This is a genomic window from Kineosporia sp. NBRC 101677 (assembly GCF_030269265.1).
In the GTDB taxonomy this organism is placed as follows: Bacteria; Actinomycetota; Actinomycetes; order Actinomycetales; family Kineosporiaceae; genus Kineosporia; species Kineosporia rhizophila.
This window is the reverse complement of sequence record NZ_BSTA01000007.1, coordinates 425,317-445,633: the sequence shown is the minus strand read 5'-3', so window position 1 is coordinate 445,633 and position 20,317 is coordinate 425,317. Positions and strand designations below refer to the sequence as shown.

At 70.5% G+C, this 20,317-nt stretch carries 15 protein-coding genes; 11 read left to right on the top strand and 4 right to left on the bottom strand.

Annotation, left to right across the window (positions count from 1 at the left end):
• The first annotated feature begins 529 nt into the window (after nt 1-529).
• From QSK18_RS22750 to dapF, 5 genes are all read left to right on the top strand, one after another.
• Entirely contained in the window at nt 530-856 is a 327-nt protein-coding gene (locus QSK18_RS22750) for a hypothetical protein (protein ID WP_285622946.1), read from the top strand.
• Entirely contained in the window at nt 778-4,047 is a 3,270-nt protein-coding gene (locus QSK18_RS22745) for a helix-turn-helix transcriptional regulator (RefSeq protein ID WP_285622943.1), read from the top strand. The genes QSK18_RS22750 and QSK18_RS22745 overlap by 79 nt, the downstream gene beginning before the upstream one ends.
• Before the next feature lie 757 nt (nt 4,048-4,804).
• Complete coding sequence (locus QSK18_RS22740) at nt 4,805-5,635, top strand: class III extradiol ring-cleavage dioxygenase family protein (RefSeq protein WP_232811861.1); 831 nt, start codon at nt 4,805-4,807, stop codon at nt 5,633-5,635.
• A complete protein-coding gene (miaA, locus tag QSK18_RS22735; RefSeq protein ID WP_232811862.1) occupies nt 5,632-6,576 on the top strand; it encodes a tRNA (adenosine(37)-N6)-dimethylallyltransferase MiaA in 945 nt (314 codons plus the stop codon). The genes QSK18_RS22740 and miaA overlap by 4 nt, the downstream gene beginning before the upstream one ends.
• Nucleotides 6,573-7,445, top strand: coding sequence for a diaminopimelate epimerase (gene dapF / locus QSK18_RS22730; protein ID WP_232811863.1), 873 nt, complete (start codon nt 6,573-6,575; stop codon nt 7,443-7,445). The genes miaA and dapF overlap by 4 nt, the downstream gene beginning before the upstream one ends.
• Before the next feature lie 84 nt (nt 7,446-7,529).
• Here dapF and QSK18_RS22725 read toward each other — a convergent pair whose 3' ends face one another.
• On the bottom strand, nt 7,530-8,171 hold the full coding sequence (locus QSK18_RS22725; protein ID WP_232811864.1) for a class I SAM-dependent methyltransferase: 642 nt from the start codon (nt 8,169-8,171) through the stop codon (nt 7,530-7,532).
• Nucleotides 8,172-8,298: 127 nt separating this feature from the next.
• On the opposite strand from QSK18_RS22725, the gene hflX reads away from it, so the two are divergent.
• A complete protein-coding gene (hflX, locus tag QSK18_RS22720; RefSeq protein ID WP_502894243.1) occupies nt 8,299-9,783 on the top strand; it encodes a GTPase HflX in 1,485 nt (494 codons plus the stop codon).
• Nucleotides 9,784-9,801: 18 nt separating this feature from the next.
• Here hflX and QSK18_RS22715 read toward each other — a convergent pair whose 3' ends face one another.
• Nucleotides 9,802-10,281: an ATP-binding protein gene (locus tag QSK18_RS22715; RefSeq protein ID WP_285622934.1), complete on the bottom strand. Its 480-nt coding sequence runs from the start codon at nt 10,279-10,281 to the stop codon at nt 9,802-9,804.
• Nucleotides 10,282-10,526: 245 nt separating this feature from the next.
• On the opposite strand from QSK18_RS22715, the gene QSK18_RS22710 reads away from it, so the two are divergent.
• Nucleotides 10,527-12,653 carry an ATP-dependent DNA helicase gene (locus tag QSK18_RS22710; protein ID WP_285622931.1) on the top strand — a complete coding sequence of 709 codons (2,127 nt, stop codon included), beginning with the start codon at nt 10,527-10,529 and terminating at the stop codon, nt 12,651-12,653.
• Between the two features lie 3 nt (nt 12,654-12,656).
• On the opposite strand, the gene QSK18_RS22705 is transcribed toward QSK18_RS22710, so the two are convergent.
• Nucleotides 12,657-12,917 (bottom strand): hypothetical protein, encoded by a 261-nt coding sequence (locus tag QSK18_RS22705; protein ID WP_232811868.1) that lies wholly within the window; start codon nt 12,915-12,917, stop codon nt 12,657-12,659.
• A 354-nt stretch (nt 12,918-13,271) separates the two neighbouring features.
• Nucleotides 13,272-14,006, bottom strand: coding sequence for a transcriptional repressor LexA (gene lexA, locus QSK18_RS22700; RefSeq protein ID WP_232811869.1), 735 nt, complete (start codon nt 14,004-14,006; stop codon nt 13,272-13,274).
• Nucleotides 14,007-14,366: 360 nt separating this feature from the next.
• Here lexA and QSK18_RS22695 point away from each other — a divergent pair, with 360 nt between their 5' ends.
• From QSK18_RS22695 to QSK18_RS22680, 4 genes are all read left to right on the top strand, one after another.
• Nucleotides 14,367-14,801 carry a hypothetical protein gene (locus QSK18_RS22695; RefSeq protein ID WP_285622928.1) on the top strand — a complete coding sequence of 145 codons (435 nt, stop codon included), beginning with the start codon at nt 14,367-14,369 and terminating at the stop codon, nt 14,799-14,801.
• Nucleotides 14,802-15,406: 605 nt separating this feature from the next.
• Nucleotides 15,407-15,772 carry a LysM peptidoglycan-binding domain-containing protein gene (locus QSK18_RS22690; RefSeq protein WP_232811871.1) on the top strand — a complete coding sequence of 122 codons (366 nt, stop codon included), beginning with the start codon at nt 15,407-15,409 and terminating at the stop codon, nt 15,770-15,772.
• A gap of 603 nt (nt 15,773-16,375) precedes the next feature.
• Nucleotides 16,376-16,870, top strand: a complete 495-nt coding sequence (gene nrdR, locus QSK18_RS22685) for a transcriptional regulator NrdR (protein ID WP_232811872.1) — start codon at nt 16,376-16,378, stop codon at nt 16,868-16,870.
• A gap of 288 nt (nt 16,871-17,158) precedes the next feature.
• Nucleotides 17,159-20,095 (top strand): vitamin B12-dependent ribonucleotide reductase, encoded by a 2,937-nt coding sequence (locus tag QSK18_RS22680; protein ID WP_232811873.1) that lies wholly within the window; start codon nt 17,159-17,161, stop codon nt 20,093-20,095.
• The last annotated feature ends 222 nt before the right edge of the window (nt 20,096-20,317 follow it).

The window sequence follows — 20,317 nt, the reverse complement described above, 5'->3', positions numbered from 1 at the left end:
GTACTGCACTGGTTACGGTGTGGGAGAGTAGGACATCGCCGGACAAAAATTGAAGACAGTGATGGCGGCCCCCGCCCTCGAGCCCTTAAAGGCTCAGGGTGGTGTGGGCCGCCATCACTGCGTTTGCGCTCATGTCGCCACCAGCAGAACGCCCTTTTTCTGAAGCCCGCTAAGGAAGAGCATTCGCGACAAGTGGCCGGCCACCATGGCTCAGCCTCCCCGTAGCCGTAGCCGTAGCCGTAGCCGTAGCCGTAGCCGTAGCCGTAGCCGTAGCCGTAGGGGCCTGAGCGCAGCTACACCACCTACTCACGCTGTCCCGGTTCCTCGTTTTTTCGTTGGCCCTTACCCCGGGCCCCCGACGTTCACGTCGGTCACCTTCCCCGCCCTGAGTCGTCGCCCCATCTAAGGCCCCCATCTAAGGCGTCCGATCAGGCGGGCGTGAATCTGAGGTGTGTTGCCGCCGGACGGTGCGTGATCGCCCGATCCGGCTCCCCGGGCCTTAGCCGCAAGGTGGATACATCAAGAGATCGTGAGCACCACCGAGCTGGGGGAGTACGAGATGCGCACGTCATGGAGCGGTATCGAGCAGGAACTGCGAGTCGGCACAACGGCCGCCCGTACCCAGGGGGTGTCGCTGCCGTACCAGCGTCTGGAGAGCTTTGCCGAGGCCGAGATGCGCTACCGCGAGGCGCGCCTGCTGGCTGAGGCGCAGCACCGTCACTGGCAGCCGGTCGGTCAGGAAAAGTCGCAGGCGCAGTCCGGAGGAATGGTGACACGATGGATCACGTGGCTTTCGTCGGTTCTGCCGCGCCGTTCGTCGCCCGAGTCGGCCAGCTCGAGCGCCTGCGCGAGCTGATGGCTCTGGCTCTCTCCGGTACCGCCACCGGCGTGATCATCGGTGGCGATGCCGGGGTGGGCAAGACCCGCACCATCGTCGAGGCCGGCCACCATGCTGCGGCCACCGGCTTCCAGGTGCTCACCGGGCGGTGCGTCGACCTGGGCATGGGGTCGCTGCCCTATCTGCCGTTCGCTGAGGCCTTGTCGCAACCGCTCCGGTGGGGAGAGCGGGACGGTATCGCCCAGCAGGGCGTCGCCCAGGTCGTCCGGGAGGTGGCGGCCGAGCGACCTGGCCTCGCCCAGATCATTGGTTCGGCTACGGATGCCGCACCGCGCAGTCTCGGTGAGGCCGGGCTGGACCGTCTGGCCCTGTTCGAGTCGGTAACCCATCTGCTGGGCCGTATCTCGGGAGAGGTCGCTCCAGTGCTCCTGGTCCTCGAAGACCTGCACTGGGCCGACGCTTCCACCCGCGACCTGATCCGGTTCCTGTTCAGCCGGCTCGGGCCCGATCGCCTTCTGGTGCTGGCCAGCGTCCGGAACGACGACCTGCACCGCCGTCATCCGCTGCGACCGCTCATGGGCGAGCTGGCCAGGCTGCCCCGCGTCGAGCAGATGCACCTTCCTCCCTTGTCCGGAGCTGAGCTGGCAGACTTGCTGGCAGGCGTCAGCGGCTCTCCGGTGAAGCCGGCCCTTCTGCGGCGCATCGTTGCCCGGTCGGCCGGAAACCCTTACTACGCACAAGAAATTCTGGCTGCTGGTGAAGACGGCCGGCTGCCGGAAGGGCTGACCGACCTTCTGCTCGAGCGGCTGGAGCAGCTGTCCGAACCTGCTCAGCGAGTCGTGCGGCTGGCATCGGTCCTCGGCTCGGCCCGCATCGAGGACTCGCTGCTGCGTGCAGTCGCGGGTGGCGACGACACCAGCGCCCCGCTCAGCGGCGACGACCTCGAGCTGGCCCTGCGTGAGGCCATCGCCCAGCAGGTGCTGGTGCCCGAAGAGATGGATCGCTACCGCTTCCGTCACGCGCTCCTGCAAGAAGCTGTCTACTCAGATCTGTTGCCGGGCGAGCGCGTCCGTCTCCACAAGGCCGTTGCCACCCGGCTCAAGCCGGTGATCGGCACCCCCGGCGCCCGGGGTGTGGCGGCTGCAGTGGCGCGGCACAGCCTCGCAGCCAACGACATGCCCAGCGCTCTGAACGCGTCGCTGCAGGCCGCCCGCTTCGCGGCCCGGGGCAACGCACCGGCCGAGGCCCTGCAGCACTACGAGCAAGCGCTGCAACTGTGGGATGTCGTCCCTGAAGAACAGCGCTCCGAACGTATTCCGCGTGACGAGGTCAGTCTGCGCGCTGCAGACGTGGCCAGTGACGCGGGTCTTCACGATCGCGCGGTCGGCTTGGCCGCTGCGGCCACTCAGGAGGCCGAGGCGGCGGGCGACTTCGCGGCCGCGGCGAAGGCCCGGGCCTCGCTCTCCCTGCACACCTACCTGGTCGACCGTCCCCGTGAGGCCCGCGAGCACGCCATGCGGGTCATCGGCGAACTGACCGACAGCGACGCTCCCTCCCCGGCCCGGGCACTGGCCTGGGCCATGGTGGCGCGCATCCATCTGGGGTTCGGTGAGCCGGGCGACGCGATCAAGGCGGTGCTGCCGGCCCTGGCCGAGTCCGAGGCCCTCGGCATGACTGCTTTGCAGGTAGATCTCTTCACCACCCAGGCCGTGGCCGAGGGCATGCTGCGCCGCGACGAAGAGTCGGCCCGCTCCTACCGGCTCGCCCAGGCCGCGGCCGAACTGTCCGACGACACGGCCGGCACCGTCCGGGTGCTCTACAACATCGCGATCAACCACCTCGACCAGGGCGATCTCGCCGCCGGGATCTCCGACCTGCAGGCCGCCATCGCGGTCGCCGACGCGAACGGCCTCGCCGCCAGCATGTACGGCGCCAACACCCGTCGGCTGCTGATCACCACGCTCTGGCACGTCGGCGACGTCGAAGGCGCGCTGAAAGTGGTCCGGCCCGACGCCGGGGCCACCCGTCTGCCCATGTCCCTCGTCACCCACCTGCGGCTGATCGAGCTTCCGGTGGTCGCCGCCCGCGATCCCGAAGAAGTGCTCCGGGCCGACGAGTGGCTGGTGATCGGAGACGACACCTGGGAACGACAGGTCGTTCACACGGCCCGGGCCGAGGCACTGGCCTGGCTCGGACAGTGGGAAGAGGCGGCGGCGCAGACCCGGCTGGCCCTCGACTACGTACTCTCCGACGCTGAGCCCTGGCACCTGTCCGGCATCGCCATCGACGCCCGGGGCATCAGCGTCCTGGCCGACGGCGCCGAACTGGCCCGCGCGGCGGGGGACCAGGTGAGGCTGCAGTCCATCTTCACCGAGATCGAGTCGTTCCTCGAAGACGGCCGAACCCGGGGGCGCCTCGGCCTGCCGCGCCGAGGCGTCATGGGCCCGGAAGGCAGGGCCTGGCTGGCCCGCCTCGAGCTGGAGTGGGCTCGGGCCCAGGGCGAAGACCGGTCGACGGGCTGGATCGAACTGGCCGAGGCCTTCGAGAGTGTCTCCGTCTACGAGGTTGCCCGCGCCCGCTGGCGTGCCGCCGGCGCCCTCGTCAGAGAAGGCTGCCGGGCAGAGGCCGACGAGCAGATCCTCCTGGCCCACCGCACAGCCAGCCGGCTCGGCGCCCGCCCCCTGCTGCGCAGACTCGAAGACCTGGCCCAGCAGACCGGGCTGACCTTGCCCAGCCTGCCCGTAGACGGCCTGCCTGCTGGTAGCTCATCGGGCGACGCTCAAATGCCGGCCGAAGCTCGACCTGCCCACGCGTCGGTACCCGCCACCGAGGCAGCCAACCAACGGAATTCCTACGGCCGAGACACCTCTTCGCAATCCCCGGCCACCTCAGTCGCAGTCAAGCCGGAGCACGCGCCTGGTCTTCCGAGCACCAGCGGCCTCCCCACCGCCAACGCCGAGCAGACCAAGTCCGCGCCCGAGTCCGAGGCCGCAGACAGTGCCGTCCGCACCGCACCCAGTCTCACCCCACGCGAGCAGGAGGTGATGAGCCTGGTAGCAGCTGGCCTGACCAACCGGGCAATCGGTGAACGTCTCTACATCAGCGAAAAGACGGCCAGCGTGCACGTCTCCAACGTCCTGGCCAAACTCAGCGCCTCAGGCCGCGCCGAAGCCGTCGCCATCCTGAGCCGCCTCGGCCTGATCAGCTGACCGAGCTGCACAAGGTCCCGCTAGCCAAGCGTTTCCGAAAACCGCCGCGGTTGGTCCGTTCACAGATGCTCCAAACCTCGAGGCGCTGTTGGCGCACCGCTGCCACCCACCGGCCGAGATCCGGCAGAAGGGAATGGCCCTGCCCGGGCGTCCGGGTGGCCAACGGCGAGATGCGCGGCGGGGTGCGTGATCTCGGTCATTGACGGGAAGACCTCTGCCGGGCTGCCCGCCCAGCTGGGTGGGGCCACGGCGGCGGTGCATGCAGCGCTCGCGGCGGCGTTCCCACACCGCACTGGGATGAGCTCTCAGCGCAGGTCGCCCGCTGCGCTGCCTGCCCAAGGGCTGACGACGGAGAGTCTGCTGGCTGAAGAGCTACTGACCGAAGGCCCGATGACCGGGGGGTTTGGTGACTGAGGGACGGTGACTAAGGGCCCACAGTCGGGGGACCGGGGACGGCGACCTGGGGTGGTGACCGGGGTGGTGACCGGGGTGGTGACCGGGGTGGTGACCGGGGGTGGTGACCGGGGGTGGTGACCGGGGGTGGTGACCGGGGGTGGTGATTGGGGTGGTGACCGAGGCGGTGACCGGGGGCCTGGTGGTTGCGGGGTCATGACTGGAGCCCGTCCAGCGCCGCTCGCTCACGGCCGGCCGGTCACGGAAAGCCGAGGCCGTCTGCGTGCCCCGCGCGAGTTCTGCGGTCAGCGCACACCCACGTCATCACGGTCCGCGTCGGCGCTGCCGGGTTTAGGGTCGGGGGGTGCTCGCCGCTGCCTTCGTGCCTTGTCCACCCTTGCTCGTCCCGGCCCTCACCGGCGCCGACGACAGCCAGACCCGAAGCACGCAGCCGCCCGGGGGCGCGCCACCCGTCGCAGAAAGCACCGCCCTTCAGAACGGTGCGGTCGAAGACAGCGCGGGCATGGCCGCCGGGGCCGGGGTCTCGGTGCCCGCCCTGACCGGTCCTCTGCTGGCGGCTTGCGACCAGGTGGTGTCCGGCCTGCTCGAGGCGGCGCCGCAGACTCTCGTGGTTGTCGGGCCGGGGGAGCGGACGTGGCGGCACTCGTCCGAGGAGTGGGGCACGCTGGCCGGGTTCGGCGTGGCCGTCGAGGCGCCGCGGAGCCATGCGCCGACCGCGCCGGAACTTCCCTCGTCGCTGACCATTGCCCGGTGGCTGCTGGAGCGGGCCGGCTGGAGCGGACGGCTCATCCTGCAGGAGGTGTGCACCACCGCCTCCGTACCCGACTGCCTCGAGCTGGGGCACTCGCTCGAGCAGCAGGCCGGCCCGGACTCGGCCTGGCTGGTGCTGGGCGACGGCAGCAACCGGCGGGGGGTGCGCTCGCCCGGGTTCGAGGATCCGCGGGCCGAGGCCTTCGACGCTGAGGTGGTCAAGGCCCTGACCAGCGTCGATCCGGACGCCCTGGCGGCTCTCGACCCGGCCCTGGCCGACGAGCTGGGCTGTGTCGGCCGGGCCGGCTGGCAGGTGATCGCGGGGGCGCTCGACGGGCCCGGCTCGGCGGCGGCCGCGATGCGTTACGACGCGGCCCCCTTCGGGGTCGCCTACCTGGTCGCCGACTGGCGGTTCGGGGCATGAGCGAGACGAACGCAGCCGCCACCCCCGCGCTGATCGTGGCCGTGGTGGGGGCGACCGCCACCGGCAAGTCCGACCTCGCCCTGGATCTCGCCGAGGCGCTCGACGGCGAGGTGATCAACGCCGATGCGATGCAGCTGTACCGAGGCATGGACATCGGCACGGCCAAGCTGCCGGTCGCCGACCGGCGCGGCGTGCCGCATCACGTGCTCGACGTGCTCGACGTGACCGAAGAGGCGAGCCTGGCTGCGTACCAGCGCGATGCGCGGGCTGCGCGCGACGACATCCTGGCCCGGGGTAAGACGCCGATCCTGGCGGGGGGCTCGGGACTGTACGTGCGGGCGGTGCTCGACCAGCTCGAGATCCCGCCCACCGACCCCCGCGTGAGGCTGCGCCTGGAGCGGGAGGGCGAGCAGGCCGGGGCGGCCGAGATGCACCGGCGCCTGGCCGAGAAGGACCCGGCGGCGGCGATCGCCATCCTGCCGACCAACCTGCGTCGCATCGTCCGGGCGTTGGAGGTCATCGAGCTGACCGGCCGGCCGTTCAGTGCCACCCTGCCCAAGCCGGAGTACGACGTGCCGGCCGTGCAGATCGGGCTGGCGGCCCCGCGCGAGGAGCTGGACGACCGGATCGCCGCCCGGGTGGTCCGGATGTGGCGCGAAGGCCTGGTCGAGGAGACGGTACGGCTGGTGTCCGAGGGGTTGCTCGACGGCCGGACGGCTCCCCGGGCGCTCGGCTACGCCCAGGTGCTGCGGATGCTCGAGGGCGAGCTGGACGAGGTGGAGGCTCAGGTCGACACCGTGAACACCACGCGGAAGTTCGCCCGGCGTCAGGAGTCCTGGTTCCGTCGGGACGAGCGGGTCACCTGGCTGCCCTACGACGCCGCGGATCTGCGGCAGCGGGCGGTCGAGGCCGTCTCGAGCACGCGTAGCCTTACCTCGTGACCACTTTCGCGAAAGGCCACGGCACGGAGAACGACTTCGTGCTTCTCGACGACCCCGACGGTGGGATCGACCTGACGCCGGAACTGATCCGCCGTCTCGCCGACCGGCGGGCCGGGCTGGGCGCCGACGGAGTGATCCGCGTTGTGCGCAGCGCGGCGGCGGGGCAGGACCCGAGCGCCGAGTGGTTCATGGACTACTGGAACTCGGACGGCAGCGCGGCCGAGATGTGCGGCAACGGCAGCCGGGTCTTCGTGGCACACCTTCTGCGTCGGGGCTGGGTCCAGCTGGAAGACGGCGAGGATGTGCGGATCGCCACCCGGGGTGGCGTGATGCCGGTGCGGCGCCGCGGTGAGCTGTTCACCGTCGACCTGGGCGCCTGGAAGGTCGCAGGGGGGCCGCCGGCCGTGGCTGCCGGTAGCGACGTGAAGGTCACCTTCCCCGGGCTACCCCCGCTGCCCGGTCTCTCGGTGGCGCTGAGCAATCCGCACGTCGTGGTCGCCCTGCCCGACGTCGAGACGCTCGAGGCCCTCGACCTCTCGGTCGCTCCGATCGTCGACCCCGCTCCGCCGAACGGCACTAACGTCGAGATCGTGGTGCCGCTGCACGACCAGAGCGTGCTGTCCGACCTCGGCCATCTGAAAATGCGGGTGCACGAGCGCGGCTCGGGGGAAACCCGTTCGTGCGGCACCGGAACCGTGGCTGCGGCGCTGGCCGCCCGGGCCTGGGGTGGCGACCTGGCGCCTGACCACTGGCGGGTGGACGTGCCCGGTGGAACGCTCTACGTCGACGCGGAAGGCACGGCGAGCGAGGGTGATTCGGCCAAGTTGTCCGGCCCTGCGGTGATCGTGGCGGACGGCGAACTGGTCTGAAGTCAGGCAGCGGGTCGGTGGGGTCGGCGAAAGCCAACCACCCCACCGACCCGGCCTCTCAGCGTTCGAGGCCCACGAGCGTCTTCAATTCGACGCAGGAGCGGTGACCCGCAAGACCCGGTAACCCTTCGCGCTACCCGCGCGCACCACCGACCATCCCCCGGGAAGCTGCGTCTGCAACCAGCCGTGCAGGGAGTCGGCGCCCAGGTTGCGTTGCACCACCAGGTGCGCCGACGCCTCCGGCAGCAGCCGGGGGAGCCAGTGCAGCAGCATGGCGTGCAGTTCCTGCTTACCCACGCGGATCGGCGGATTCGACCAGATCGCGGCGAAACGTACGTCGTCCGGCACCTTGTCCGGGGTGGCCGTGCGTACCCCAGCAGCCCCCGCCCGACGGGCGTTGAGACCGGTGAGCTCGAGCGCCAGTTCGTTCACGTCGACCGCCCACACCGAGGCGGCGGGCGAGAGCAGGGCCTGGGTAAGCGCGATCGGCCCCCAGCCACAGCCCAGATCGAGCAGATCGCCCTCGGGGGGCGGAGGCGGGACCTCCCGCAGGAGCACCCGGGTGCCCAGGTCGATGCGGTCCCCGCTGAACACGCCGCCGGCCGTGGTCACCTTGACCTCGCGCCCGGCCAGCATGATCTCGACCTCCTGGCGGGCGGAGGCCTCTTTCGGCGTACGGAAGTAGTGGGCGCCGGGCTCGGCCGCCTCAGAAGATTCGCTGGTCATCGCTGGCAAAGCGTAGGCCCCCGCACCGGCCCTCTTCACCATGGGCGGGAATCTCGCTGGCCACCGCCGTGTTGACATGCAAGGCTGGATGTCGTAAGCCCAGCCAGACCGACCAACGGAGGATGCTCTGAGTATCAAGGATCGCAGCACTGCCGACCGTAGCGACGCCGTCGAGCGCATCCTGTCCCGGCAGGGAACCGCACTCGCCGACGGGAACACCCGCTGGGGCGAGCACGACGGGGACCAGACCGACCTGGCCGACCGCCAGGCGCTGCGCCGAGTTTCCGGGTTGTCGACCGAGCTCGAGGACGTCACCGAGGTCGAGTACCGGCAGCTGCGACTTGAGAAGGTCGTCCTCGCCGGGGTCTGGACCAGCGGGAGCACCACCGACGCGGAGAACTCGATCCGGGAGCTCGCGGCCCTGGCCGAGACGGCCGGGTCGCAGGTGCTGGACGGTGTCCTGCAGCGTCGTACCTCACCCGACCCGGGCACCTACCTGGGCAAGGGCAAGGCCGAGGAGCTGCGCGGGATCGTCGACGCCACCGGCGCCGACACGGTCGTGTGCGACGGCGAGCTCTCGCCCTCCCAGCGGCGTGGCCTGGAGGACGTGGTGAAGGTCAAGGTCATCGACCGCACCGCGCTGATCCTCGACATCTTCGCCCAGCACGCCAAGTCCAAGGAGGGCAAGGCACAGGTCGAGCTCGCCCAGTACGAGTACCTGCTGCCGCGTCTGCGCGGTTGGGGTGAGTCGATGTCCCGCCAGGCCGGTGGTCAGGTGGGAGCCGGTAACGGCATGGGCTCGCGTGGTCCGGGTGAGACGAAGATCGAGCTCGACCGGCGGCGCATCCGCGCCAAGATGGCCAAGCTGCGCCGTGAGATCGCCGAGATGAAGACGTCCCGGGTGACGATGCGCGACTCCCGTCGCCGTAACGCCGTCCCGAGCGTGGCGATCGCCGGTTACACCAACGCCGGCAAGTCCAGCCTGCTCAACCGGCTCACCGGGGCCGGCGTGCTGGTCGAGAACGCCCTGTTCGCCACCCTGGACCCGACCATCCGCCGGGCGGCCACGCCGGACGGGCGCGAGTTCACCCTGGCCGACACGGTCGGGTTCGTCCGGAGCCTGCCCACCCAGCTGGTCGAGGCCTTCCGCTCCACGCTGGAGGAGGTCGGCGACTCCGACCTGCTGCTGCACGTGGTCGACGGCAGCCACCCAGACCCGGAGAGCCAGATCACCGCGGTCCGCTCGGTGCTGGCGGAACTGAAGGGCGACGTCCCCAAGGAGATCGTCGTCATCAACAAGATCGACGCGGCCGACCCGGAGGTGATCGACCGGCTGATCCTGCGCGAGTCGCAGGTGATCGCGGTGTCGGCGCGCACCGGTGAGGGGATCGACAAACTGCTCGACCTGATCCAGGACGAGCTGCCCCGCCCGGACGTGCAGGTCGAGGTGCTGGTGCCCTACGACCGCGGCGATCTGGTCAGCAAGATCCACGAGCGCGGCGAGATCCTCTCGTCCGAGCACGTGGCCGAGGGCACGCGGATCAGTGCCCGGGTCAGCGCCGGCATGGCCCACGTGCTGGAGCCGTACCGGCAGGAAGTCGCGGCTTCCTGAACCGCACCGGTTCCGTGGTCATCGGCGGCGATGCAGTCGCAGCGTCACCGAGACCACGGAACCGCCGGTCGGGCGCGGAGTCACCACCAGGTCGTGGGTGAGCTCAGCGACCAGGTAGAGCCCGCGTCCGTGCTCGGACAGCGCGTCCTCGGGCAGCGAGGGGACCAGCCGGCTCTGCTCGTCGAGCAGTTCCGGGCGGTCGCCGAATCCCGGCCCGAGGTCGGCGACGCTGACCAGGGGATGCGGGCCGTCCCAGCTCAGGGCGATCCAGGCCGGGCCCGGGGTGTGGGCGAAGGTGTTGTTCAGCAGTTCCGCCACCACCACCTCGGCGGCGTCGAACTCGGCCTCGTCACAGTCGTCCGCCGCCCGGCTGCGCAGAGCCGCCATCACCAGGCGGCGTACCCGCGGCACCATCGCCGCGTCCTCTGCGTCGAGCGTCCAGGAAAGTATCCCCTCGGGCTCGCGACTCCCTGGAGCCCGCGCGCCGGGGGTCGTCACCGCGGTAGCCCTCCAGGATTCGTGCCGGCAGTCGAGATGCCGTCGACTGGAACGGTTTACTGCCGCTCCCAAACGCCTGGTGGTGCTCATCCGCTCGCTCCTCCGCCTGTTCCGCGCGAGACCGCCCCACCGCGGTTTGATGGTTGAAGGTCAAGCTAAAGACAAAGGTGCAGTACGGGGGCGGTTTGCCGGGGCGCAGAGTCCCATATTCAGGTCTTTGGAGTACGGCCCGTTAGGCTGGTCCGATGGCTTCCACCCCCGATCCCGAGCCGGACGAGCAGCTCGAGGAGGAGGCCGGGCAACCGGCCGGAGGGGCGCCCAGGAAGCGCCGCCGCCGGGTGGCCAAGCTGCTCGCCGCCGCGGTCTCGGAGATCGGTGGCTCCCCGCGCGAGGGCCAGGTGCAGATGGCCGAGGCGGTCGACGAGGCGATCAACGCCCGGCGGCACCTGCTGGTCCAGGCCGGCACCGGCACCGGCAAGTCGCTCGGCTACCTGGTCCCGGCGGCCAAGAAGGCAGTGAACAGCGAGCGCCCGGTGGTGATCTCGACGGCCACGCTCGCCCTGCAGGCGCAGATCGTCGAGCGTGACCTGCCGCGCCTGGCCGGGGCACTGACCGGTGAGCTCGGCCGTTCGCCGAGCTGGCAGCTGGTCAAGGGGCGCCGCAACTACGTCTGCGTGCACAAGCTGGCGGGCGGCTTCCCGGACGACGACACGCTGTTCGACTCCCCGGCCGAGCTCCCGGTGCTGGACCAGGCCGACAAGGCGGTGAACCACCCGGCGCCCGCCACCGGCGTCACCTACAGCGCGGCCGCGAGCAAGCTCGGCCGTGAGGTGGTGCGGCTGCGCGAATGGGCCGAGACCACCCGCACCGGAGACCGGGACGAGCTCGTGCCCGGGGTCTCGGAGAAGGCCTGGCGCCAGGTCTCGGTCAGTGCCCACGAGTGCCTGGGCGCCTCCCGCTGCCCGATGGCCGGGGAGTGCCACGTCGAGCTGGCCCGGGAACGCGCCCGCGAGGTGGACATCGTGGTCACGAACCACGCGCTGGTGGCGATCGACTCGTTCGAGGGCCGCTCGATGCTGCCCGAGCACGAGGTGCTGGTGCTGGACGAGGCCCACGAGTTCGCCGACCGGGTGACGTCGGTGACCACCGACGAGATGACGGCCTCGATGGTGGAGTCCGCGGCCCGGGGGGCCCGTCGGGTCGGCGTCGGTGACACCACGATGCTCGAGGTCGCCGGCGAGACGCTGGAGGGCGTGCTCGAGGGGCTGCCCGCAGGGCGGTTCGAGAACGCGGTGCCGGAGGGCCTTCTGGCCGCGGTGTCCCAGGTCCGCGACACGGCCCGGGCCGTGGTCTCGTCGATCCAGCAGCTGGCCAAGGACGACAAGGGCGGTGAGGGCGACGGAGCCCTGCAGGTCGCCCGGGCCGCGGTCACCGAGGTCTTCGACGTGGCCGAGCGGCTGATCTCGGCCGCCGCCCAGGCCCAGGCCTACGACGTGGTCTGGATCTCCCGAACCCGGCGCCCGGACGGGGGTGAGCGGGTCGGGCTGCACGTGGCGCCGCTGTCGGTGGCCGGGCTTCTGCGCGAGCGGTTGTTCGCCGACCGCACGGTGGTGCTCACCTCGGCCACGCTGACGTTGGGCGGCACCTTCGACTCGGCGGCCGGTTCGGTGGGCCTCGGGGGAGAGGGCGCACCCGAGTGGACGGGCCTCGACGTGGGCAGCCCGTTCGACTACCCCAAGCAAGGCATCCTCTACCTGGCCAAGCACCTGCCCCAGCCCGGCCGGGACGGCACGTCGCCGCAGGCCATGGACGAGCTGGAAGAGCTGATCAGGGCTTCCGGAGGGCGCACGCTCGGGCTGTTCTCCTCGCGGCGGGCGGCCGAGGCCGCCGCCGAGGAACTGCGCGACCGGCTCGACGTGCCGATCCTGTGCCAGGGCGACGACAGCATGAACACCCTGGTCAAGGAGTTCGCGGCGGATCCGCGCACCTGCCTGTTCGGCACCCTGACCCTCTGGCAGGGCGTGGACGTGCCGGGGCCCTCGTGCCAGCTGGTCGTGGTGGACCGGATCCCGTTCCCCCGCCCGGACGACCCGCTGGCCTCCGCCCGTCAGCGGGCGGTGGCCAAGGCCGGGGGCAACGGGTTCATGTCGATCGCGGCCACCCACGCCGCCCTCCGGCTGGCCCAGGGCGTCGGCCGGCTGATCCGCTCATCGGGCGACAAGGGCGTGGTGGCCGTGCTGGACCCCCGTCTGGCCACGGCCCGGTACGGCGGGTTCCTGCGCGCCTCGCTGCCGCCGTTCTGGACCACGACCGACAAGAAGGTCGTGCTCGAGGCCCTGCGGCGGATCGACGGGGCGGCCGAGGACGCCTGAGCCTCAGGCCCGCAGGGAGACCCGGACCGCGCTGGTCAGCTCGTCGATGGTGGTGACGCCGTCGAGGAAGTCGTCGGGGAAGGTCACGTCCAGGGCCTCACCCATCGCGTTCAGCAGCCGGGGGCGCGAGGCCTCGTCGGTGTCGAGCACCGCGGGGAGCTCGTCGGGCAGACCGTCGGCGGGGACCCGCAGCTGACGGGCGACCACGGCGCGAACGGCCGAGTCGAGTTCGACGACCGTGAGGTCGAGAACGGGATCGGTCACTGCTCGATCCTTCCTGTCCGGCCGAGCCGGTGAGGAATCCGGATCGGTCTCTTAGCCGCCTGGGGCGGGGCAACGGTCACGTCACCGTCGGTTCCCAGGCCCGAAACACTTTTGACGTCCGGAGACAGTAGCGTGCCGACCTGGTCGGAACGGCCTGGTCCAGCTGTCGGTCCCCTGTTCGGAGCCGGTGATATATCGAACACCGGGCCGCCTGCAGACGTCACGAAGCCGGCTCCGCGCAGGCCAGGCGGAACCGGCTCCGGTTCTTGTGCGCCCGCTTCCGTGCGGGCGCCGTTCGGGTGTGCGGCAGTGCTGCTGCGACCTTGTGGCGGCGCTGTTGCGGCCTCCGGGCTCTCAGACGCGACGCATGACCGCGACCACGCGGCCCAGGATCGTCGCGTCGTTACCCGGGATCGGCTTGTAGGCCTCGTTGTGCGGCAGCAGCCAGATGTCGCCGTCCTTCCGCTTGAACGTCTTCACCGTGGCCTCGCCGTCGATCATCGCCGCGACCACCTCGCCGTTCTCGGCCACCGGCTGACGGCGGACCGCGACCAGGTCGCCGTCGCAGATCGCCGCGTCGATCATCGAGTCCCCGACGACCTTGAGCAGGAACAGCTCGCCGTCACCGACCAGCTGACGGGGCAGGGCGAAGACGTCCTCCACCGCCTGCTCGGCCAGGATCGGGCCACCGGCGGCGATCCGGCCGACCAGGGGCACGTAGGACGGCGAGGGCTGGGTGTCGCGGTTGCCGTTCTCGTCCGCGAACTGCGGTGAGGCGGCCTGGCGCTCGCCCGGCATGATCACCTCGATCGCCCGGGGACGGTTCGGGTCGCGCCGGACGAACCCCTTCTTCTCCAGGCTGGACAGCTGGTGCGCAACGCTGCTGGGGCTGGTCAGGCCCACCGCCTCGCCGATCTCGCGCATGGTGGGCGGGTAGCCGCGCCGGTCGACGGTCTCCCGGATGGTCTCCAGCACCCGCCGCTGGCGGACGGTGAGGCCGTCGCCGTCGGGGGGCCCGTCGGGGAGCGTGCGCACGGTTGCGCCCCCCTTCTCCGACACCGCCGCGCCGGCGGTCGGATCGTCTGCCATCTGCCACCTCCATGACCCTGTGCCCGGCAGTCCGCCGGACACGATCACCGTAGGGAAGCGCGGCGACACTTTCAAACAAGTGTTCGAACGTGTCGCGAGTTTGTCGCCGGTGAGTGGTAGACATTGGACATGTGTTCGATCGAACCTGTGTTCGAACACCTCTCGCCCGGTCCCGATCGCCTCAGATCCCGAACCCATCGCATTGGAGTCGAAGGATGAGCCTGACGTTTGCTTCTTCGTCCGCCCGTAACCGGGCCTCGCAGCGCTCTCGGTCCGGCCGTCCCGTGCTTGCCGGGGAGCGTCCGCACCTGCGTCTCGTGCGCGAGGGGGAATGTGCGTCGGATGTCGAGAAGAGTTTCAGTGGAGGCGATTCCGGGTTTCTGGGGCGTCTGGGGGATCTGGGCCGGTTCGGGCAGTTCGGTCGGCTCGCCGGGATCGGGCGTTCGCGTGGGGAAGAAGATCCAGAACTGGGGACGTTCGGGGCGGGCGTCGGCGGTGAGCGGGCTTCCGGGCGCTCGGGTGAGTCGGGTGTGCGGGGACGACGAGGTGGTCCGGGAGGTGCGGGGCGCGCCGTTCCGGGTCGTTCGGGGGCGGGCGGTCGCGCGCTGCGACGTAGTGGCGAGGCCGGGCGTGTCGGGGGCGGCCTGGCTGAGCCGGCTAAGGCTGGTCGCGGCGAGCGTGCTGATCGAGCTGGGCGTGGTGCTGACCGGGGTGTGCTCGGTGGGCAGTCGGCCGGGCGCGGTGGGGAGCGGACCGGGCGTGGTGCCGGGCAGGTTGTGCGCGGCGAGCGGGTAGGCGACCGGGGTGGGGTGGGCTCGGCTGGGGGTGGCCGAGCAGGTGGTGCCGTGGGCCGATCGGGTGAAATGGTCCAGCGGGCCTCAGTAGTTGCGGGGCGCGCGCAGGGGGAGCGGCGCGCCGTCGGCGCCCCCGGACAGCGGGCCATCGTGTTGGGGCGTAGCGGGCATGAGCCTGGCCGGGGTGTGCGGCTGCCCGCCCAGGGGCAGGCTGTGCCTGAAGAGCGGGTTCAGCGGAGTAACTCCGGGCATGCACGTGGGGCGGGTAAGGGGCAGTCGGTCACCGCTTCGGGGCGGCCTGGCCCGGGCCGGCAGAGCCACGGGGCTGGTGCTGAGCATCGCCGGGGTGCGGTGCAGCGGGCTTCGGTCCTGGCCGGCACCCAGTCCATCGATCTGAGTGACATCGAGGTCGGCGGTCGGGGTGGTTCGTCGAAGGCTGGTCACGGGCCTGCGGCCCAGCGGGGTAGTGCCGACCGGCCGGGAACGGGGCAGGGCGCAGCTCGGCGTGCGTCTGGGGCGCCGGGCGGAGTGGAGCGCGGCGCAGGTGGGCGGGCGTCCGGGGTGCCGGGCGAGGTAGAGCAAGGTGCGGCTCAGCGGGTTTCTGGGGTGCGGAGCGGAGCTGGTCAGGTTGCGCCCGCTCAGGGCGCTGTTCCGGCGGCACCGGAGCGCGACGCCCTGCGGCTGACGCGGCGTGGTCAGGTGGTGGTGCGGGCCGGGGCTGCCCTGCTGGCGTCGACCTCCGTGCTGGCCGGGGTGCTCCTGATCAACCGCACGGCTGAGGCGGGTTCTGACGTGCAGCCGGTGTCGGTCTCCTACCGCGTGGTGCTGCCGGGCGAGACGCTGTGGGCCATCGCCGGCGAGGTGGACCCGGAGGGCGACCGGAGCGAGACGGTGGCCGACATCATGGATCTGAACGCGCTCACCGACCCCGCCGTGGCGGCCGGTCAGCGTATCGCCCTTCCGGGCAACTAACTCCGCATGTTCGGCCGGTGACAAGCTGTGGGCACTAGATGTTGGGGTTCGGTTCTCTTTCCGGGTGCGGATCTGGCAGTCTTTCCGGCGGTGGCCCGACCCGGCCTGTCGTCCTCGCCACGGGCGGTCGGCGTGTCGCGGGAGGGCCCGACAAGATCATCCGCGATCCGGACGCCTCTCGGTCATGACCGTAGGTAGCTTTATAGTTGCGCGCGGTAATCGCCCGGCAGGAGCAGGCGATGGGCAACGATGCAGGTCGCGAGCACGGGTTCCGGATGATCGAGACCAGGGCGGGGGCTCGTTCCGGAAGTGGTCGATCGGTGTGGATCACGATCCGGGGCGGATGTCCAGGATCTTCGCAGGGGCGTCTCGAGGGTGGCCTGACCACGGCTGCCGGGTGGCGCGCAAGGGGTTCGGGCAGCTTGCATGTCGTTGGCCATCGTCCTAGCGTTACCCCTAGATGTAGTAGTTACAGGGCTGTAAGCGGTCCACATCTAGTTAGTGATTGCCCACAGGGCGGAGTCATCCGTTCCTTCGGCCGTCCCCGCGCCCGGTCTGTCCGGGTACGGTCCGCTCTCTGCGTGTCTCCTGGGAGGAGTCGTCGTGAACTGCCCCTTCTGCCGTAACTCCGACTCCCGCGTGGTCGACTCGCGCAGCACCGACGACGGCGCCGCGATCCGCCGGCGCCGCCAGTGCCCGCAGTGCGGCCGTCGCTTCAGCACGATGGAGACCGCCAGCCTCACGGTGGTCAAGCGGTCCGGCGCCACCGAGTCGTTCAGCCGGACCAAGATCATGACCGGCGTCCGCAAGGCCTGCCAGGGCCGCCCGGTCGGCGAGGACGACCTGGCCCGGCTGGCCCAGCGGGTGGAGGAGACCATCCGGGCCACCGGTTGTGCCGAGATCGAGGCGCACGAGGTGGGCCTGACCATCCTGGGGCCGCTGCGGGAACTGGACGAGGTCGCGTACCTCCGGTTCGCCAGCGTCTACCAGGCCTTCGAGTCGCTCGAGGACTTCGAGTCGGCGATCACGGTGCTCCGGGCCGAACGGGAGCCGACCGGCGTCGAGCCGGGCAACCCCCCGGCCTCCAGCGCCACCTGACATCGACCACCGCCGTCGCCAGGCAGGGGAAGGCCGGGCGACGGCGGTTCGGCGCAGAGACACACCGCACCACCAGCGTCACCAGTACGGCCGGGCGCCACCGCTCTGCCCTGCGCCAGGACGGCAGGCACCACGCTCCGCCGGCACCACCCGAACCATTGCACCTGCACCGCAATTAGCAACACGCCTGCACCACAACGCAATTCACCAAAGCGCCGATATCGGCACGAGTACGCCGTCGCCCGGGTCACCCCGGGCCCAGGCACAGCAACTAAGGGGAACGGACGAATGACGGAGACCGTCTCAGGCCAGTCGGGCCAGGGGTCGCGGAAGACCCGCAACGGAGCACCGCAGGTGCGCCGCACCGGTCTTAAGATCGGCCGGGTCTACACCACCGAGGGGATCCACCCCTACGACCAGGTCACCTGGGAGCGCCGGGACGTCGTCCAGACGAACTGGAAGTCGGGTGAGACGATCTTCGAGCAGAAGGGCGTCGAGTTCCCCGACTTCTGGAGCCTGAACGCCTCCACGATCGTCACCACCAAGTACTTCCGCGGCGCGGTCGGCACCGACTCCCGCGAGTCCAGCCTCCGGCAGCTCATCGACCGGGTGGTGCTCACCTACACCAAGGCCGGTCGCGACAACGGCTACTTCCTCGGCGAGGACGACGCCGAGGTGTTCGAGCACGAGCTCACCTGGATGCTGCTGAACCAGGTCTTCGCGTTCAACTCCCCGGTCTGGTTCAACGTCGGCACCAGCGCCCCGCAGCAGGTCAGCGCCTGCTTCATCCTGTCCGTCGACGACTCGATGGACTCGATCCTGAACTGGTACAAGGAAGAGGGTTTCATCTTCAAGGGCGGCTCCGGCGCCGGCCTGAACCTCTCCCGCATCCGCTCCAGCAAGGAACTGCTGAACAGCGGCGGCACCGCCTCCGGCCCGGTCTCCTTCATGCGCGGGGCCGACGCCTCGGCCGGGACGATCAAGTCCGGCGGGGCCACCCGGCGCGCGGCCAAGATGGTCGTGCTCGACGTCGACCACCCGGACATCGAGGAGTTCGTCGAGACCAAGGCGCGCGAGGAGAACAAGATCCGCGCCCTGCGCGACGCCGGCTTCGACATGGACCTGGGTGGCAAGGACATCCACAGCGTCCAGTACCAGAACGCCAACAACTCGGTCCGGGTCAGCGACGAGTTCATGCGCGCCGTCGAGTTCGGTGAGCAGTTCGGCCTGACCAGCCGCACCACCGGCGAGGTGATCGAGCACGTCGACGCCAAGGAGCTGTTCGGCAAGATCGCCAAGGCGGCGTGGGAGTGCGCCGACCCGGGCATCCAGTACGACGGCGTGATCAACGACTGGCACACCACCCCGGAGTCCGGCCGGATCACCGCCAGCAACCCCTGCTCCGAGTACATGCACCTGGACAACTCCAGCTGCAACCTGGCCTCGCTGAACCTGCTGAAGTTCGTCAAGGACGACGGCTCGTTCGACGTGGAGAAGTTCACCAAGGCCGTCGAGATCGTGATCACCGCGATGGACATCTCGATCTGCTTCGCCGACTTCCCGACCGAGGCGATCACCGAGACCACCCGCGCCTACCGCCAGCTCGGCATCGGCTACGCCAACCTGGGCGCCCTGCTGATGGAGTCCGGCCTGGGCTACGACTCCGACGGTGGCCGGGCCCTGGCCGCCTCGATCACCTCGCTGATGACGGGTGCGGCCTACCGCCGCTCCGCCGAGCTCGCCGGGGTCGTCGGCGCCTACGACGGCTACCAGCGCAACGCCGAGGCGCACCGCCGCGTGATGCGCAAGCACGCCGCCGCGAACGACACCATCCGCACCATGCACCCGATGGACATCGCCGTGCAGCGCGCCGCCACCAAGGAGTGGGAGCAGTCGCTGAAGATCGGTGAGCAGAACGGCTGGCGCAACGCGCAGGCCTCGCTGCTGGCCCCGACCGGCACCATCGGCTTCATGATGGACTGCGACACCACCGGTATCGAGCCGGACTTCTCGCTGGTCAAGTTCAAGAAGCTGGTCGGCGGCGGCTCGATGCAGATCGTCAACCAGACCATCCCGCGGGCCCTGCGCAAGCTCGGCTACGCCGAGGAGACGGTCGAGGCCATCGTCGAGTTCATCGGCGAGAAGGGGCACGTGATCGACGCCCCCGGCCTGAAGGCCGAGCACTACGAGGTCTTCGACTGCGCGATGGGCCAGCGGGCGATCCGTCCGATGGGCCACGTCCGGATGATGGCGGCCACCCAGCCGTTCCTGTCCGGCGCCATCTCCAAGACGGTCAACCTGCCCGAGACCGCGACCGTCGAGAACATCGCCGACGTGTACTTCCAGGGCTGGAAGCTCGGCCTCAAGGCGCTGGCCGTCTACCGCGACAACTGCAAGGTCGGCCAGCCGCTGTCGGACGCCAAGGCGAAGAAGACCGAGGAGCCCGCCAAGGTCGAGAAGGTCGTCGAGAAGGTCGTCGAGTACCGCCCGACCCGTAAGCGCCTGCCGAAGTCGCGTCCCTCGATCACCACCCGCTTCACCGTGGGCGGCGCCAAGGGCTACATGACGGCCGGCTCCTACCCCGACGACGGCCTCGGCGAGGTCTTCATCAAGCTCGGCAAGCAGGGCTCCACCCTGGCCGGGATGATGGACTCGTTCTCGGTGGCGGTGAGCATCGCCCTGCAGCACGGGGTGCCGCTGCAGACCTACGTGGAGAAGTTCACCAACCTGCGCTTCGAGCCGGCCGGCCTGACCGACGACCCGGACGTGCGGATGAGCTCCAGCATCATGGACTACGTGTTCCGCCGCCTCGCCCTGGACCACCTGTCCTTCGAGGAGCGCTCGGCCCTGGGCATCTACTCGGCCGAGGAGCGCACCCGCGAACTGGAGACCGGTTCCTACCTGCCGGCCGAGGACGACAGCGAGGACGTCGAGGAGGAGCTGGAGAACCTGGCCCAGTCGGCTCCCTCAACCCCGGCCCAGCCCGAGGTGGTGCAGCCGCTGACCACGGGCCACGCCACCAGCCAGCTCCCGGTGGTGAACGTGAGCGGGGCCGCCACGGCGAAGTCGGCGCCGACCGCGGTGCACTCCTCGGCCGAGCTGTTCGAGGCGATGCAGGGCCGCACGGCCGACGCCCCGATGTGCTTCACCTGCGGCACGAAGATGCGCCCGGCCGGTTCCTGCTTCGTCTGCGAGGGCTGCGGCAGCACCTCCGGCTGCAGCTGACCTGTCCGGATCCGACCAGGGGCGGTGCCGAGAGACTTCGGCGCCGCCCCTGGCGCGTTCGTACCCACCAGCTCGTGGGTGCGTCCGGAACAGCTGAAAAGGGGGCCCTGGCAAGCGGAGAACGCTCACCAGGGCCCTGGGTCCTGCCTGCCGACCTCAAGCCCCGGTCTCCGGCCCCCGCGCCCGCCTGCCCGCCGATCCGGTGACAGGGCCGGCGAACAG

Coding starts and splice junctions, on each gene's coding strand:
- QSK18_RS22745 (WP_285622943.1), top strand. CDS start 778: ATGGATCACGTGGCTTTCGTCGGTTCTGCCGCGCCGTTCGTCGCCCGA.
- QSK18_RS22710 (WP_285622931.1), top strand. CDS start 10,527: ATGGCTTCCACCCCCGATCCCGAGCCGGACGAGCAGCTCGAGGAGGAG.
- QSK18_RS22725 (WP_232811864.1), bottom strand. CDS start 8,171: ATGACCAGCGAATCTTCTGAGGCGGCCGAGCCCGGCGCCCACTACTTC.
- miaA (WP_232811862.1), top strand. CDS start 5,632: ATGAGCGAGACGAACGCAGCCGCCACCCCCGCGCTGATCGTGGCCGTG.
- lexA (WP_232811869.1), bottom strand. CDS start 14,006: ATGGCAGACGATCCGACCGCCGGCGCGGCGGTGTCGGAGAAGGGGGGC.
- QSK18_RS22680 (WP_232811873.1), top strand. CDS start 17,159: ATGACGGAGACCGTCTCAGGCCAGTCGGGCCAGGGGTCGCGGAAGACC.